General features: G+C 72.5%; 16 protein-coding genes and 1 pseudogene. 9 read left to right on the top strand and 8 right to left on the bottom strand.

The genetic code is table 11. The annotated features are described in order from the left end of the window. Positions 1-2: 2 nt before the first annotated feature. Positions 3-533 carry an SRPBCC family protein gene (locus ACZ44S_RS22735; protein ID WP_466931806.1) on the bottom strand — a complete coding sequence of 177 codons (531 nt, stop codon included), beginning with the start codon at positions 531-533 and terminating at the stop codon, positions 3-5. Between the two features lie 5 nt (positions 534-538). Beyond that, positions 539-877, bottom strand: a complete 339-nt coding sequence (locus tag ACZ44S_RS22730; RefSeq protein ID WP_466931804.1) for an ArsR/SmtB family transcription factor — start codon at positions 875-877, stop codon at positions 539-541. Between the two features lie 147 nt (positions 878-1,024). Here ACZ44S_RS22730 and ACZ44S_RS22725 point away from each other — a divergent pair, with 147 nt between their 5' ends. Both ACZ44S_RS22725 and ACZ44S_RS22720 read left to right on the top strand, forming a co-directional pair. Further along, complete coding sequence (locus tag ACZ44S_RS22725; RefSeq protein ID WP_466931803.1) at positions 1,025-2,035, top strand: Ppx/GppA family phosphatase; 1,011 nt, start codon at positions 1,025-1,027, stop codon at positions 2,033-2,035. Positions 2,036-2,062: 27 nt separating this feature from the next. Beyond that, positions 2,063-2,239: a hypothetical protein gene (locus ACZ44S_RS22720; RefSeq protein ID WP_466931801.1), complete on the top strand. Its 177-nt coding sequence runs from the start codon at positions 2,063-2,065 to the stop codon at positions 2,237-2,239. 65 nt (positions 2,240-2,304) lie between these two features. Here the strand turns inward: ACZ44S_RS22720 and ACZ44S_RS22715 are convergent, their stop codons facing one another. Next, complete coding sequence (locus tag ACZ44S_RS22715; protein ID WP_466931799.1) at positions 2,305-2,913, bottom strand: flavodoxin family protein; 609 nt, start codon at positions 2,911-2,913, stop codon at positions 2,305-2,307. A gap of 79 nt (positions 2,914-2,992) precedes the next feature. Between ACZ44S_RS22715 and ACZ44S_RS22710 the strand changes: the two genes are divergently transcribed. Genes ACZ44S_RS22710 through ACZ44S_RS22700 form a run of 3 tightly spaced genes read left to right on the top strand, consistent with a single transcriptional unit; the run spans position 2,993 to position 4,860 of the window. Then, the gene (locus ACZ44S_RS22710) at positions 2,993-4,006 is read left to right on the top strand and encodes an iron-containing redox enzyme family protein (protein WP_466931797.1); all 1,014 of its coding nucleotides are present in this window, start codon (positions 2,993-2,995) and stop codon (positions 4,004-4,006) included. Between the two features lie 22 nt (positions 4,007-4,028). Then, positions 4,029-4,682, top strand: coding sequence for a HemK2/MTQ2 family protein methyltransferase (locus ACZ44S_RS22705; RefSeq protein WP_466931795.1), 654 nt, complete (start codon positions 4,029-4,031; stop codon positions 4,680-4,682). Then, positions 4,663-4,860, top strand: coding sequence for a CDGSH iron-sulfur domain-containing protein (locus ACZ44S_RS22700; RefSeq protein ID WP_466931793.1), 198 nt, complete (start codon positions 4,663-4,665; stop codon positions 4,858-4,860). The genes ACZ44S_RS22705 and ACZ44S_RS22700 overlap by 20 nt, the downstream gene beginning before the upstream one ends. Before the next feature lie 152 nt (positions 4,861-5,012). Here the strand turns inward: ACZ44S_RS22700 and ACZ44S_RS22695 are convergent, their stop codons facing one another. Then, entirely contained in the window at positions 5,013-5,447 is a 435-nt protein-coding gene (locus ACZ44S_RS22695) for a protease inhibitor (RefSeq protein WP_466931791.1), read from the bottom strand. A 323-nt stretch (positions 5,448-5,770) separates the two neighbouring features. Between ACZ44S_RS22695 and ACZ44S_RS22690 the strand changes: the two genes are divergently transcribed. Then, entirely contained in the window at positions 5,771-6,328 is a 558-nt protein-coding gene (locus ACZ44S_RS22690) for a hypothetical protein (RefSeq protein WP_466931789.1), read from the top strand. Positions 6,329-6,425: 97 nt separating this feature from the next. Next, positions 6,426-7,601 (top strand): lactate 2-monooxygenase, encoded by a 1,176-nt coding sequence (locus tag ACZ44S_RS22685; RefSeq protein WP_466931787.1) that lies wholly within the window; start codon positions 6,426-6,428, stop codon positions 7,599-7,601. Between the two features lie 84 nt (positions 7,602-7,685). Here ACZ44S_RS22685 and ACZ44S_RS22680 read toward each other — a convergent pair whose 3' ends face one another. The 3 genes from ACZ44S_RS22680 to ACZ44S_RS22670 form a co-directional block, all read right to left on the bottom strand. Beyond that, the gene (locus ACZ44S_RS22680; RefSeq protein ID WP_466931785.1) at positions 7,686-9,338 is read right to left on the bottom strand and encodes an RICIN domain-containing protein; all 1,653 of its coding nucleotides are present in this window, start codon (positions 9,336-9,338) and stop codon (positions 7,686-7,688) included. Between the two features lie 596 nt (positions 9,339-9,934). Further along, positions 9,935-10,312: a toxin Doc gene (locus ACZ44S_RS22675; RefSeq protein WP_466931783.1), complete on the bottom strand. Its 378-nt coding sequence runs from the start codon at positions 10,310-10,312 to the stop codon at positions 9,935-9,937. Between the two features lie 3 nt (positions 10,313-10,315). Then, complete coding sequence (locus ACZ44S_RS22670) at positions 10,316-10,561, bottom strand: hypothetical protein (RefSeq protein WP_149549039.1); 246 nt, start codon at positions 10,559-10,561, stop codon at positions 10,316-10,318. A gap of 219 nt (positions 10,562-10,780) precedes the next feature. Here ACZ44S_RS22670 and ACZ44S_RS22665 point away from each other — a divergent pair. Then, positions 10,781-11,140 (top strand): annotated as a pseudogene (locus tag ACZ44S_RS22665) (cytochrome bc1 complex cytochrome b subunit); the annotation flags it as partial. Here ACZ44S_RS22665 and ACZ44S_RS22660 read toward each other — a convergent pair. Continuing rightward, complete coding sequence (locus ACZ44S_RS22660) at positions 11,131-13,374, bottom strand: glycoside hydrolase family 9 protein (protein ID WP_466931781.1); 2,244 nt, start codon at positions 13,372-13,374, stop codon at positions 11,131-11,133. The pseudogene ACZ44S_RS22665 and the gene ACZ44S_RS22660 sit on opposite strands and share 10 nt — an antisense overlap. A 231-nt stretch (positions 13,375-13,605) precedes the next feature. Between ACZ44S_RS22660 and ACZ44S_RS22655 the strand changes: the two genes are divergently transcribed. After that, positions 13,606-15,984 (top strand): SpoIIE family protein phosphatase, encoded by a 2,379-nt coding sequence (locus tag ACZ44S_RS22655; RefSeq protein ID WP_466931780.1) that lies wholly within the window; start codon positions 13,606-13,608, stop codon positions 15,982-15,984. Positions 15,985-15,986: the final 2 nt, after the last annotated feature.

Below are 15,986 nucleotides of genomic sequence, written 5' to 3'. Positions count from 1 at the left end.
TCCTAGGCGTCCATGCCCGGCACGGGAGCGCCGGAGGGCACGCCCGCCGAGACGTAGGCCGCGTACAGGTCCTGCCACGGGGCCCCGGCCCCCGCGTGCGGCCCCTCGAACCGCTCGCCCCTGGCCCACGCGTCCAGCGCGGCGAGGCACACGTCCCAGCCGGCGCTGTTGCGGGCGGCGGTGTCCCCGGCGCCGAGGACGTTGGTGAGGGTGAAGCGGGTGCGCTTGTCCGTGAGGTCCTCCAGGTCGAAGTGGAGCTCGTCCTCCTCCCAGGTGAAGGACAGGTGGCGGGGCGCGTCCACGGCGATGACCCGGCCGGTGGTGTCGGCAAGGGCGGGGTCGCCGCTGAAGGACACGGTGCCGCCGGGGCGCAGCTCGATCTCGGCGCGGGAGGGGAACCAGTGGGCCAGTTCGTCGGGGTCGGTGACGAACTGCCAGACCCGGTCGACGGGGTGGTCGTACTCGCGGGTGAAGCGGACGGCCGGGCGTCCGTCGTCCAGGGTGAGGAAGGTGCCGGTGGGCTCGGCGGGCATGGGGATCAGTCCTTCGGTGCGGGAGTGCCGGTGGTGTCCGGCCGCTCGTCGAGGCGGCGGCCCAGCGCGTCGAGGCTCTCGTTCCACAGCTTGCGGTACGGGGCGAGCCAGGCGTCGAGGGAGGCCATCGGGGCGGGGTCGAGGGCGTGGACGCGGCGCTGCGCGTCCTGCCGTACCCGGACCAGGCCCGCCTCCCGGAGCACCTTCAGGTGCTTGGAGGCGCTGGGCTGGCTCAGGCCGCGCGCCTGCGCGATCTCGCCCACGGACCTCGGCCGCTCGAGGAGCAGGGCGACGATGGCCCGCCGGTGCGGATCGGCGAGGGCGGCCCAGAGGGCGTCGGACATGGCTCCAATATGCCTCTGCAGTTATATTCCTGTCAAGGAATACATGGGGTTCGGGTCTCCATGCGGCCCGGCGGCGTCGGTGGCGTGTCTTCGCCGTCCTCGGCGGCCCGTCCGTTGGTCCGCGCGGTAAGTGGGTACCCACGGGCCATGCGAACCAGCGTGGTGGACGTCGGATCGAAGACCGTCAGACTCGTCGTGTCGGACACCGAGGGCGGTGCACCCCTTCCGGTGCACACCGCCAAATGGCGACTGCGGCTGTCCGAGCAGGTCACGCCGGGTGGGCCGGTGCCGGAGCAGGCCGTTGAGGACCTGGTGGACGCCGTGGCCGCGGCGAACAGGACCGCCGCGCGCTGGGGCGCGACGGGCCCCCTGGCCTTCGCGACGGCCGTGGTGCGCGGCGCCCCCAATCGGCAGGAGGTGCTGCGCACGGTCCGGGAGCGGACGGGTGTCGACCTGTGCACCCTGCCGGGCGAGGTCGAGGCGGAGCTCACGTTCCTCGCGGCGCGCCGCTGGATGGGCTGGCGCTGCGGACCGCTGGCGCTGCTGGACATCGGCGGAGGGTCACTGGAGGTCGCCTTCGGACGCGGCAGGCTGCCCGACTTCGCCGCCTCGCTGCCGCTGGGTGCGGCGCGGCTGACGCACGAGTACTTCGAGCGGGAGGACCCGCCCTCCCCCGACCGGGTACGGGCCCTGCGCCGACGGGTGCGCCACCAGCTGCGGGACGCGGCGGCCCGGATCCGCTGGGAGGGCCCCCGCACGGCGGTCGCCACCTCCCGCACCTTCCAGCAGCTGGGGCGGCTGTGCGGGGCGGCGCCCGGACGGCACGGACCGTTCGTGGAGCGGGAGCTGTCCAGCAAGGACCTGCGGGTGGCGATCGACCAGCTGGCCGCCCTGCCCGCCGCCGAGCGCGCCAGGCTGCCCGGGATCTCCGCGCCGCGCTCCGTGCAGAGCCTGGCGGGGGCGGTGGTGGCGCACACGGCGATGAAGCTGACCGGCCTGCGCACGGTGACGATCTGCCCCTGGGCGCTGCGCGAGGGGGTGCTGTTGCGCCACATCGAGGACGGTCCGTCCTGGTGGGCGGAGATCACCCGCCTCAACGAGAAGGAGGCGGCCGCCACCGACCCCGTGCCCCTGCGCATCGCCACCGCGCGCGGCTGACCGAGACGTACGACGAGAGGAGACACCGTGTCCGAGCAGGACGACCGCAAGGAGCCCGAGTCGGCCGTGGAGGAGGTACTGCGCGAGGTCGAGGAGGCCGAACGCCGCGACCAGGCCTCCACCGGTTCCCGCGGTCACCGCGGTGAGGCCGGCGACGCCATCACCCCCAACACCGAGGCCCAGGAGGAGTCCCGGGGCGACTAGGGCCGCGCGTTCGGATCTGCCTGGCTGTGGGAGGGTGATCCGAACGAAACAGGCCCTGGGGCCTCCTACTGCGGCGGCGGGCCGAGCGGACGGGCCTCGAGGGCCCGGGCCACGCCCAGCAGGTTGGCGGCCATGGCACGGCCCGTCCTGCGGGACCAGTCGTGGCCGCTGCCGCCCTCGAGGAAGCTCGGTCCGGGGCCGGGGCCCTGGTTCCAGTAGGTCCACGCCTGGCCCGGGATGGTGTACCCGATGTCCTGCAGACCGCCGGTGATCTCGCTGATGACGTGGTGCGCGCCGTCCTCGTTTCCGGTGACGACCACCCCGGCGACCCGGTTGTAGGCGACGGGGCGGCCCTCGCCGTCCGTCTCGGACAGCATCGCGTCCATCCGCTCCAGGACCCGTTTGCTGACCGACGACGGCTGGCCGAGCCAGGTCGGTGTGGCGATGACGAGGATGCGGGACTCCAGGATCCTCGCGTGCACGTCCGGCCAGTCGTCGCCCTCGTGCACGGCCTCGCTGACCACGCCCGGAGCGATGTCGAGGTCCACCGCGCGGACGACGTCGACGCTCACCCCTTCCTTCTCCAGTTGCTCGGTGACGGTCCGGAAGAGCGCCTCGGTGTTGGAGGTCTCCGGTGACTTCTTGAGGGTGCAGTTGATCACCAATGCCTTCATGCCGACATGGGATACCCCGAAGGGCGTCCGGTGCCACGCACACGCGGGTGTCCGTGCGCCGTCCGGGTACCCGGGCGGCATGGAACACCCCCGATCGGAACCACTGCTGCCCGAACCGCGCGGCCCCCTCAGCCGGGCCGTCGTCAACCATCTGCGCAGCGCCGGCCCGCTGCCTCCCGAGGAGGACATCGCGGCCGCCCCCGTGTACGGCGACGACCTCCAGCTCGCCCTGTACGTCTGTTACGAGCTCCACTACCGGGGGTTCGACGGCGTCCGTGCCGACCTGGAGTGGGAGCCCGAGCTGCTGCGCACCCGTGCCGCCCTGGAACGGCGCTTCCTCACCGCGCTCCGCGCGGACGCCCGGCGCCACGACGGTGTCGACGACGCGCTCGCCGGGATCCTGGTGGAGCCGGTGGACGGCACGGGCGTCAGTCACTTCCTGCGCGACAAGGGCGAGCTGTGGCAGCTGCGCGAGTACGCCGCGCTGCGCTCGCTGTACCACCTCAAGGAGGCCGACCCGCACGCCTGGGTGCTGCCCCGGCTGCGCGGCCGGGCCAAGGCGGCGATGGCGGCGGTGGAGTTCGACGAGTACGGCGGCGGCCGGGCCGACCGTGTGCATGCCCGCCTGTTCGCCGACCTCATGGAGGACCTCGGCCTGGACACGACGTACGGCCGCTACCTGGACGCCGCCTGCGCGGAGCTCCTCGTCACGGTGAACCTCATGTCGCTCTTCGGTCTCCATCGCTCCCTCAGGGGCGCTCTGGTGGGACATTTCGCGACGGTCGAGATCACTTCCTCACCCGGTTCCCGGCGGCTCGCGGAGGCGATGCGCCGGACGGGCGCGGGTCCCGCCGCCGAGCACTTCTACGACGAGCACGTGGAGGCGGACGCGGTGCACGAGCAGGTGGTGCGGCACGACGTCATCGGCGGTCTGCTGGAGGACGAGCCGTATCTCGCCCCGGACATCGCCTTCGGTGTGGACGCCACGGTGTTCACCGAGGATCTGCTCGGCGACCGGCTGCTCGCCGACTGGCGGGCGGGCCGCTCCTGCCTGCGCACGCCCCTGCCCCAGGAGTTCACCCATAACTCCTGAGCACGGGGGTACTCGGCCGCCTGTGAAATCACTCGTACCACCGGGCGTGTACGCCCCCCAGGAGGACACCGCGCTGCTGGCCGGCGCCCTGCTCGAGGAACCTGTTGCTCCGGGAGCCGACGTGCTCGACGTGGGCACCGGCTCCGGGGCGCTGGCGGTGGCCGCCGCACGGCGCGGCAGCCGTGTCACCGCGGTCGACGTGTCGTGGCGTGCGGTGTGCGCGACCCGGCTGAACGCGCTGCGGGCCGGTGTGCCCGTCCGGGTCCGGCACGGGAATCTCTTCGATCCGGTGCGGGGCCGGACGTTCGACCTGATCCTCGCCAATCCCCCGTACGTCCCGGCTCCCGCGGGGCGCGGGCTGCCGCGCGGCCCGGCGCGGGCCTGGGACGCGGGCGACGACGGGCGGCTCGTCCTGGACCGGATCTGCCGGGAGGTTCCGGCGCTGCTGCGGCCCGGCGGTGTGCTGCTGCTGGTGCAGTCCGCGCTCAGCGATCCCGAACTGACGCTCGACGGGCTGCGGACGGCGGGGATGAAGGCCGCGGTGACCCGGCGCCGGCGCATCGCGTTCGGTCCGGTGCTGCGGGACCGGGAGCAGTGGCTGCGGCGGCAAGGGCTGCTGCCCGCGGCGGAGAACGAGGAAGAGCTGGTGGTGGTCCGTGCCGAACTCCCCGTCTGACGCCCCGCGACGCGTCACCGTGCAGCGCAAGGGGCCGCTGCTGTTGGAGGGGCCGGTGGAGGTGGAGCTGGAGGACGGCACGGTGGTGTCCTCCGACCGCTTCCGGGTGGCGCTGTGCACCTGTCGCCGCAGCCGGCGCTATCCGTGGTGCGACACCAGTCACCGCGACCGGACGTGAGTCCGCCCGGTCGCTGAAAAGCCCGGAGGCCGGCGGGCGGCCCCACTCCGCCCGTCGGCCTCCTTGCGCGGGATCGCACGTTCCGCGAGGGGGCTCGCACTCCCCAAGTCTGCGGGCCGCCGCGCGGTCACGGGAACCGTGCGATCCCGGTCTCAGAACGCGAAGACGCTCGAACCGTGAGCGTTCATCACGCACATGTTGGAGAAGATCCGTTCGTAGGAGACGCGCTGTCCCTGCCACACCCCGTCGACGGTGACGAGCACCGGGTCGTACTGCTTGGTGCAGAAGACGCCCTCTCGCATCGTCAGGGCGTCGAGGTCGCCTCCGACGTCGTTCAGGTCCGCGCAGGCCGATGCGGCGGCCGGGTGGGTGCCCGAGGGGCCGGGGGCACAGGTCAAGGTGACCGCGCGTTCCGGCGTGACGGTCGCCGCGCTGTCGCCGTGGCCCACGGTGAGTACCAGGGCCGAGGGGGCGTAGAGCGCGGACGGGGCATCTCCCGGAGCAGCCAGCGCGGCCCCGGACAGGGGTGCGCAGACGGCTGCGGCCGTAAGGCCGAGGGTGGTGGCCCAGCGCGCGGTGTTCCGCATTGTGTGCATCCTTCCGCTTCGTTTCGTCGGTCGCCGGCCCGTGCTCGGTGGTGCCGAACCGGCGTGCCGGAGTCTGCCGAGTCCCCGGCGGAAACTCACGTCGACCATGCACGTTTCAGTAACATTGCGTGTTGAATCAGTGGCGTGAAGTGACAGAACGGATCGGGCTCGACCCGGTAACCGGGCGGCCGTCGCATATGCGAAGTGGCCAGATGGCCGAATACCCGCGGTTCCTTAATCGGCCTGAAACATTCCGATTCTGCTGTCGGCGGACCGTTCCGCGGCCCCTTGTGTTCATGGAAGAAGCGAGTAATGGTCATTACATGATTACGAGCGAGCAACGAGAACAACTACGGGGCTGGTTCGCGGGCCGGCTTCCCGACGGCCTCTTCGAAGAGCCGGCCGAGATCACGGTCGACCGCGAGGAAATCCTGGTGATCGGCCGCATACCCGGCCCCGGGTCCGCGGAGGACACCTCGCCGGCCGAACGGGAGGCGGCGGTCGAGGGCAGGGTCCAGGAGTTCCGTGAGCGCACCCGGGAGGACCGGATCGCGGTCGCACGCGACGCCGAGCACCGCTTCGGCCGGAAGGTCTCCTGGGGCGTGGAGTGCGACGGCCGCCGCGTCCTGTTCACCCATGTCGCCGCGCCCGTCATGACCCGGCTGCGCCAGCCGGAGCGTCAGGTGCTCGACACCCTCATCGCGGGCGGTGTGGCCCGGAGCCGCAGCGACGCGCTGGCCTGGTGCGTGCGTCTGGTGCAACGGCACACCGACGACTGGCTCACCGAGCTGCGGGAGTCGCTGGAGCACGTCCAGCGGGTGCGGGCCCAGGGGCCGGACGGCGAGCCCCGGCAGGACGGACCGCCGGCCGACGGCGGCTGAGCATCGCCGGAGTCCCGGTCACCCCGCGCTGGACGCACGCCGCGCATACCGGCCAGTATGCGTCGGGACGACACGGCCGAGCAGACAGGCGGGACGGATGGCGAAGCACTGGTCCGACTTCCAGTACGAGATCTACCTGAACGGGATGACGGGCGCCGTGCCCCGGCTGCCCACCGACCCGAGCCAACTGGAGGAGATGGCCGAGCGGCGGTTCGGCCCGGGTCCGTTCGGGTACGTCGCCGGCAGCGCCGGGGACGGCAGCACCGCTCGCGCCAACCGGGCCGCGTTCGAACGGCATCGGATCGTGCCGCGCATGCTGCGGGACGTGCACGAGCGTGATCTGTCGGTGGAGGTGCTGGGCCGCGCGCTGCCGGCGCCGCTGGCGCTGGCGCCGGTCGGAGTGCTGTCGATCATGCATCCGGACGCCGAGTCCGCGGCCGCCCGGGCAGCTGCCGCGCAGGGGGTTCCCTTCATCCTGTCGTCTGCGTCCAGCACACCGATGGAGCAGGTCGCGCAGGCGATGGGCGAGGCCGAACGCTGGTTCCAGCTCTACTGGCCGAAGGACGTGGAGGTGGCCCGGAGCTTCCTGCACCGGGCGAAGGCGGCCGGGTTCACCGCGCTGGTCGTCACCCTGGACACTCCCCTGTTGTCCTGGCGCCCGCGCGACCTGGACCAGGCGTATCTGCCGTTCCTGCACGGGGTGGGCACCGCCAACTACTTCTCGGACCCGGCGTTCGCGGCCGGGCTGGCGAAGCCGGTGCAGGAGGATCCGAACGCGGCGGTGATGCACTTCGTCGGCATGTTCGCCGACCCCGCCAAGTCCTGGCCGGATCTGGCGTTCCTGCGGGAGAACTGGGACGGTCCGATCGTCCTCAAGGGCGTGCTCCATCCCGACGACGCCCGGCTCGCGGCCGACGCCGGGATGGACGGCGTGGTGGTGTCCAACCACGGCGGCCGTCAGGTGGCCGGGGCGGTCGCGGCGCTGGACGCCCTGCCCGGCGTGGTGGACGCCGTCGGCGACCGGCTCACCGTGCTGTTCGACAGTGGGGTGCGCACCGGCGACGACGTCTTCAAGGCGCTCGCCCTCGGCGCACGGGCGGTGCTGCTGGGACGCCCGTACGTCTACGGGCTGGGCCTGGACGGCCAGGCGGGCGTGGAACACGTCATCCGCTGCCTGCTGGCAGAGCTCGACCTCACCCTGGCCCTGTCGGGCCACACCACACCGACCACGGCCGGCCCCGACGACCTCGCCTCCAGCCCCCTTGCCGGATGAGGAGCGGGATCCGGGGCCGGAGCCCCGGACCGGCACGGGAAGAGGCGGCAGGGGCGTGAGGAAGCCTGCCCCGGCCGCCCGCCTTCACGCCACTGGCTCGGTCAGGTCCGCCTGACGGGCCGGCGGGGTGTCCGTCCCGGTGATGGACAGGGAGCCCGAGTCCGTGGTCGTCCGGACGGGCTCGGCCGCCCAGCGCTGGTCCACCGTCCGGTCGCGCACCTTGACGACGATGTCGGCGTTCGCGTCGGGGTCCGCGGGGGTCAGGGCCAGCTGTCCGTCCCAGCGGGGCAGCAGCTCCCCCTGGAAGGTGAGGTCGTAGCGCACGTCGTCACGGCGCCGGTCCCCGGTGTCGGCACAGGTGCCCAGGACGACGACACCGGCGTCCTTGTGCGAGTCCAGGCACAGACCGGGGTCGGCCACGCTGCGCAGCAGCCCGTCGTCCTCGTACGTCCACTGCTGCGTCCACTCCGACGAACACTCCGCGAGCCGCGCCCCGGAACCGTCCTGGGGCTCGCCCCGGGTGTCCAGACACAGCCCGGAGCCGACATGGCGCAGCCGTGTGCGCCCGGGCGCGGAGGGGAGCCCGGCCGCACCGGGCGGGGACGCGGACGGCACGGCCGCTCGGCCACCGGCGCCGGTCGAGCCCGTCGGGTCGGCCGCGCCGCCGTCCGGGGTGGAGGATCCGGCGATGAGCACGCTCACCAGCACCCCGGCGGACACCGCGCCGAGACCGGTGAGCAGTGTCCGGGTGGAACGTACCGGGTCGGGGAGCGCGATGCCCGTGAGGCGGTCGGGCACGGGGATCCGGGACAGCAGCCGGTGCCGGCCGCCGCCGGACGGCCCGTCCCCGTCCCCGCCCCGGCGCCGGCGCCGGCCGGCCCGTCCGGCCCGCGGTCCCGCCGTGGCGCGTCCCGGGCGCGAGTCGAGATAGCGCCGGGCCCCCCACCCGAGCACCGCCTCGGCGATCAGCGTGCCCAAACCGCCCTCGAAGTGGCTCAGTTGCTCCGCCGCGTTCCGGCAGTAGCGGCACTCCGCCAGATGCTGCCGGACGTCCGGCAGCAGGGCCCCGCCCCGGCGGATGGGAACGTCGAGGAGACGGTTGTAGAACCGGCAGTCCTTCGTCGGCGCCAGTTCCTGATGGGCATGGACACAAGCCTGACGGAATTTGTCCCGAGCCTGTTCGAGTGCGCCCGACGCGATGTCGGGATCCATGCCCAGCAGACCGGCCGGTACGGAAATCGGCTCGGCCTCGACCTCGACATGCCAGAGCAAACAGCGCGCGAGTGCGGGCAGCGAGCGGAAAGCCCGATGAGCGAGTGAGCGGTTTTCCGGAGTCATGGTCGTCGCCGCGCGCATGCCGCGTCCGCCGGCCGGTTTCTGCAACGCCGGCAGAACTCCGGCTATTCGATCGTCGGCGGCCCACTCCCGGACCGTGTCCCGCACTCCCACCAGCAGGACCGGCCGGAGGGCGACGGCCGATTCGCCGACGGCGACCCGGTCGAGGACACGGTGCAGGGCGGCCGCGGTGACCATCGCGGCGGTCTGCCCCGACGAGGCGAGGCAGACCGCCGCGTAGTCCTGCATCGGCTGCCAGTGCCGCGCCGTCAGCAGCGCGACGGAGTGGGCGGCCTCGCCCTCCGGGCGGCCCCGCAGCCGGACGGCCAGGGCCTCGTCGGATTCCCCGGGGTCCCCGCCCGGCGGGGGGTAGGGAGGTCGAGGGGGGTGGGGGGTGTGCACTGAGATGGTTCCTTCCCACAGCGCATGTGACATTCGAGCGTTTCCGACGCCGAAAAGGGGGCCCGATTGGTGCATACCTCTTTGGCGTGGTGCGGGGGGCGCGAATTCACCTGTGGCGAATCGGATCCGGTTCATCAACTGTGTGTGCGTCCCCGGCCTTTACCCCCTCGCGGGTGGCTCACTCTCGCACAACCCGCAGTCGGCCAACAAGGCGGTTGGGCAACATCTGCGCGTTGACAGAAAGTCAGAGAGGGAAGGCGGCCCGCGGCCCTCGCTCCGGCTTTCGAACTGGGTTTTCCCCCGGTTCACAGCCAGGGCGACATATGGGATGTCCGGCGCTCACCCGCGCACCCGCGCACGGCGCCTCCCGACGCGGTCCGCACCCCGTGTGAACCCCGCGCCCACACTCGAGCTCCGCGCACGCTCCCGGCGCACGCCGGAGCGTAGTCAACTGGTCACGGCCCTTCTCGGAGGTCACGCGCAGAGACGGCGGCTCTCCTGCGCGCATGGCCGCCGGCCCCGATCCTCCCGCCCTCGGCCGGCGGCCCCGAGGGGTCCACGTGCCCCCGTGCCGGGCGTGCCGCGCCGGTGCGGGCTCAGATCTGCCAGGAACGCAGCCGGTCGGCCGCGGCGTAGACATCGGCCTCGCCGGAGATCAGATCCCGCGCGAGATCGACCAGGGCACCGTAGGGCGGGTCGATGCCGACTCCGCTGACGAACATGTAGGCGACGGCCGTGGCGCAGGCGAAGCGGGCGTTGGCCGAGGGCAGCGGCCGGAGGACGGCCAGCGTGTGCAGCAGGGCGGCCGCCCGCCAGGCCGCGTCGGAGTTCACGCCCAGCCGGGGCGGATCCACTCGATGCCGGGCGACGGCCGCCACCAGTGCGGAGAAGTCGTTGACGGTGGGCCGGTCCGGCAGGACCTCCTCATGCCGCTGGAGCAGCCAGGGCACGTCGATGTGCAGCACGGGTGCCATCGGTCAGGCGGCCCGCCCCGCGCCCTTGGCGGGCGGTTCGTCGTCCGGGAAGGCCGCGGCGAACTCGTCCTTGTGGGAGGCGAAGAAGCGGCGGAAGGCCTCCGCGCCCTCCTGGAGCGCGCGGTGGCGCGCTATGTCCGCCGCGGCCGCCTCCCGCACGAGCGCCTTCATGGACGTACCGCGCTCCTTGGCGATCTGCCGCAGGTCCTCGAGCTCGCGGTCGCTGAACTCCACGTTGAGAGCTGGCATGGGTTCACGGTACCGCTCGGGTACTTACTCGTAAATATGCCCAGGTCACCATGCATCCGAAGGGGTACTGACCGGTGTACGGCACAACGGTGTACCGAGACGCGACGGAGGACGACGCGGGCGATCCCGCGCTGCGCAGCGAGTCGGTGTCGCCGGTGGTGCTGGAGTCGCTGAGCCCCCTGGAGCGGGCGGTGTGCGTCCTGGGCGAGGTCTTCGCCTGTCTACCTGGTGCTGCTGGCGGGCGGCGGCAACGACATCGTGGCGACCCGGCTGCACCTGTCCGTCAACGCGGTGACCTGGGCGGTGCGGATCGCGGTGTTCGCCGTCCCGGCGGTGGTGCTCGTCGTCACCCGGCGCGTCTGTCCCGGCCTGCAGCGGCGTGACCGGGAACTGGTGGCGCACGGCAGGGCGACCGGCGTGATCAAGCGGCTGCCGCACGGTGAGCACGTCGAGATCCACGAGCCGCTCGACCGGGCCCGGTTGCACGCCCTGACCGCGCACGAACGGCCCGCGGAACTCGTGGAGCACGGTCCGGCGGCCGAACGGCCGCCGGACCGCGGGGAGGAACGTCAGCCCTGATCGGCCACGAAGGAGGCCATCCGGGTCAGCGCGGCGTTCCAGTTGATCGTGTGCTCGTTGGTCGACCAGGACTGGATGTCGTCGATGAAGCAGAACTGCCCGACACAGCCCTGCAGTTTCGACTGGGCGTACGGGTCCTGAATGCTGGAGTTGGGCCCGCCCGAGAGCGTGCCGGCGGGCGGGTTCGGCAGGTTCGGGTCGAGCTGGCGGGCGTACCAGCGGCTGTGCTGGTTGTGCGCGTTGACCTCGCCGTAGCCCGTGACGTACGACATGTTCAGGGCGTTGCGGCCCAGGATGTAGTCCATGCTCTGCAGCGCGCCGTCACGGTACTTGCGCGCGCCGGTGAGGTCGTAGGCGGTGGCGAGGACGACCGCGTTGTTGAGCACCTGGTGGCTGGAGCCCCAGTCGTAGACGTTGCCGTCCGGTGCGTACGGCATGCCGTACGCATGCGCCTTCAGCGTGGCCAGATAGCGGTCGGCACCCTTGATCACCGAGCGGCGCACCGCGTCCCGGCCGGGCAGCCGGTTCGGCACGGTCGCCAGGTCGAGCCGGCCGGCCGCCGCGGTGCGCGCCCAGTCGAAGCCGGTCGGGCCGAAGATGTCGGCGGTGTGCACCGGGGAGTTCAGGACGTACTCCTTGAACCGACGTTCCCCCGTGGTGATGTACAGCTCGGCGGCCGCCCAGTAGAACTCGTCGGTCACGGTGTCGTCGTTGTAGGCACCGCCGCCGATGCCGTCGCTCGGGTCGGCGAGGACGTCCGGGTGGGCGAGGGCTGCCGCCCAGGCCTTGCGTGCGGCCGCCAGGGTCGTGGCCGCGAACTCCTTGTCGTAGGAGCGGTAGAGCCGGGCCGCCTGAGCGGCCGTGGCCGCGAGGTTCAGGGTGGCCGCCGTGGTCGGCGGGTGCAGTTCCCGCTTCTGCGGGTCGTCACTGGGCAGCAGGGGCAGTCCCGTCCACTGCTCGTCGTGGATCTTGTGGTGGGCCATGCCGGCCAGCGGCTCGCCCTCGGGGACCTGCATCTTCAGCAGGAACTCCAGTTCCCAGCGGGCCTCGTCGAGGATGTCGGGCACCTTGTTGCCGCTCTCCGGGATGTTCAGCGTCCCGTCGCCGAGCTTGTCCGCCTCGCCGGTGCGGGCGTGCCGGGCGCGCTCGTAGGTGCTGAGGACCTCCCAGGTGCTGATGCCGCCGTTGACGACGTACTTGCCGTGGTCGCCGGCGTCGTACCAGCCGCCGGTGACGTCCAGGGTGTAGTCGCAGACACCCGGCTGACAGGGCACCGCGCCGTCGCCCTGGTTGGGGGCCACGTCCACGTGTCCGGCCGGGCGGCCGTATCCGGGGCGCAGGTCGTCGCGGATCGCGGTGCCGCTGCGCTGGGTGTAGTAGTACTTCGCCGAGTCCAGCCGCAGCCGCTCGTACGCGCGCGCGTCGATGTCGAAGGGGCGGCTGGTCTCGCCGTCCACGACCAGGGTGTAACCGGTCCCGCGTCCCCGGTAGGAGCCGAAGTCGAGGGAGTGCACGTTCTGCCCCGAGGAGCCGTCCACACCTCGCGGCACGGTCCAGCCCTTGCGGACCACCCGGCCGTCGTCGTCCTTCAGTTGCCAGGGCAGCCGCTCACCGGCGTCGGTGACGACGGTGGCGTTCTTCGGCCCCGAGGGCAGGTAGGCGAACTGGTTGACCCGTACCCGGGGCCCGGTGTCGGGTTCGTACGGCTCGGGGGCGACCCCGCCCAGCAGGGAGACGTCGTCCACGCAGAACCGCCAGGGATCCGCGCTGCCGCCGAGCTGGAAGCCGACCTGCCCCTGTGCGGTGTCGACGGGTGAGGTGAAGGTGTACGAGTAGGTGTCCCCCGAGACGCTGAGCTGCGGGGACACCTCGTAGTAGGTGTCGTACGGCTCGACCTGAAGACCGACGATCGCCCGCACGACATGGCCCGCGGGCGCGCCGGTCGCGCTGAAGGAGAAGCGGTACGACTCGCCCTTCACCAGGGTGATGTCGTTCTGGCCCACGGCCGCGTCCCAGCGGTTGGCGGTGCCACCGGGGACGTCGGCGCACAGGCGGCCCTCGGACGGGCCCGCGGTGACGTTGGCGGAGGCCCACCAGGGGTCGGTGCCGGTTTCGAAGGTGCCGTTGCGGACCTGCTCGACCTCGTCGGCGCCGGCCGGTGCGGCGGGCAGCGCGGTGAGGGCGGTCGCCAGCAGGCCGGTCAGGGACAGCAGAGCGGTTCTGCGTCTGTTCACGTATGGGCTCCTCTGCGGAGGTGCGGGGTTATGGGAGCGCTCCCATCTCCGTACGCGGACCATGGTTGTGTCAGGTGTGACGGTCCGTCAACGGTTGGGACAGGACTGGTGACGTTCCGCCCGTCCGCGGGGCGGACGCCGGCTTCGCGTTCGCGTCGGGCCCCGACGCACTAGGCTGGGACCCTGGCGATACACCGGTTCACGGTGAGTGTGCGCGTGGGAGTGGCGACGATGAGGCCGGACGACCCGTTCGACGATGCCGTGACGGCCCGGGCCGTCATCGCCGCCGACGGCACGCTCGCGCGGTGGAGCGAGGGTGCGCGACTGCTGCTGGGCTACCCGCCCGAGGAGGTCGTCGGCCACCCGGTCGCCGAGCTCCTGGCCGACGGGGCGGTCCCGCCCCGGCTTCCGGACGCCCGCTGGAGCGGCACCCTCGTGCTGCGCCGCCGGGACGGTGGCACGGCGACCGTGTGGGTGCTCGCCCATCACAGACAGCCGTCCGGCGGGGGCCCCGGTGAGTGGCTCGCCGTCACCCCCCTGGAGGCATCGGAGCACGAACTGCCCGACGATCCGCTGGTCAGAGCGGCCGTGTACCAGTCACCCTGCGCCGCGATGGTCTTCGACGACGCGCTGCGGCTGCGCGGGGTCAACGACGCGATGGCGCACCTCCTCGGGCTGCCGGCCGGGCATCTGCGCGGCCTCAGGCCCACCGACATCGGCGGCCGGCCGCAGCACACGGAACTCGAACAGCACCTGGACCAGGTGCTGCGTACGGGCCGGCCGCACGAGATGCAGACGCACATGAAGGCCACCAGCGAGACCCGCGCGCACGCCTGGCTGGCCCGGCTCGCTCCGCTCACCGACTCGTCCCGCCGGGTGCGCGGGGTGTGCGTGACGGCCCACGACTTCACCGAGCAGTACCGGGCGCGGGCGAGGCTGCAGTTGGTCAACGAGGCCAGCATCCGTATCGGGACCACCCTGGACGTCACCCGTACGGCGCAGGAACTGGCGGAGGTCTGCGTCCCCGCGCTCGCCGACTTCGTCAGCGTGGACCTGCTGGATCCGGACGAGCCCGGAGGCGAGCCCGCCGAACCGCTGACCACCCCGGTCTCGCTGCGCCGCGTCGCCCATCTGTCCCGCACCCCGGGCGATCCCGAACGGACGGCCGAGGTGGGCGAGATGGTCGTCTACCCGGCCGCCGCGCCCCATGCCGACTCGCTGATCGCGGGCCACAGCATCATGGCCTCGGTGTCCTCGGGCGAACTCGACCCGTGGCTGGCCGTGGACGAGACACGGGCCTGGCAGATCCGGGAGCACGGCATCCACTCGATCCTGTCCGTCCCGCTCCAGGCCCGCGGCACCACGCTCGGCGTCGCCGCCTTCACCCGCTTCAGCCACCCCGAGGCGTTCACCCACGACGACGTGCTGCTCGCCGAGGAGGTCACCGCGCGCGCCGCCGTCTGCATCGACAACGCCCGCCGCTACTCGCGCGAGCGGGAGACCACCCTCGCCCTCCAGCGCAGCCTGCTCCCCCGCACCCTGCCGCGGACGGCCGCCGTGGAGGCCGCCACCCGCTATCTGCCGGCCGCGCGCACCGGTGTGGGCGGCGACTGGTTCGACGTGATCCCGCTGTCCGGGATGCGGGTGGCCATGGTGGTCGGGGACGTGGTGGGGTACGGCATCCAGGCGTCCGCGACCATGGGAAGGCTGCGTACCGCGGTACGCACCCTGGCCGACATCGACCTGGCCCCCGACGAACTCCTCACCCATCTGGACGACCTCGTGCACCATCTGTCGCAGGAGTCGGGCGGCGACCCCGGTGACGGCGAGGTCGGTGCGACCTGTCTGTACGCGGTGTACGACCCGGTGTCCCGGCGCTGCACCTTGGCCCGGGCGGGTCACCCCCCGCCGGTCCTGGTTCCGCCGGGCGGCGCGGCCCGGCACCTCGAGCTGCCGTCCGGCCCGCCGCTGGGCATGGGCGGGCTGCCGTTCGAGTCGGCCGAGCTGGAGCTGCCGGACGAGGCGGTGCTGGCGTTCTACACCGACGGGTTGGTGGAGTCCCACGGACGGGACACCGAGACCGGTCACGCGCTGCTGCGCGAGGCGCTGTCCCATGCCGCCGGCCCGCTCGACGAGACGTGCGACCGCGTTCTGCAGACGGTTCTCGCGCCGGGCGGCGCGACCGACGACGTGGCCCTGCTGCTGGCCCGTACCCACGGGCTGCCGGCCGCGCAGGTCGCCACCTGGGACATCCCCGCCGACCCGGCGCTGGTCGCCCCCATCCGCAAACAGGTCGTCGACCAGCTTGCCGCCTGGGCGCTGACCGAGGCCTCGTTCACCGCCGAGCTGGTGGTCAGCGAACTGGTCACCAACGCCATCCGGTACGGATCCCCGCCCATTCGGCTGCGGCTGATCCACGACGCCTCGACGCTGATCTGCGAGGTCTCCGACACCAGCCACACGGCCCCGCATCTGCGCCGGGCGAAGACGTGGGACGAGGGCGGTCGGGGCCTGCTGCTGGTCGCCCAGCTCACCCAGCGCTGGGGGAGCCGGCACACGGCCGACGGCAAGACCATCTGGTCGGAACTGGCCCTGGTGGACGAGATGTGAGA

This window comes from Streptomyces malachitofuscus (genome assembly GCF_055571035.1).
The sequence above is the reverse complement of the archived record's forward strand: the minus strand, read 5'-3'. Positions and strand labels throughout refer to the sequence as shown.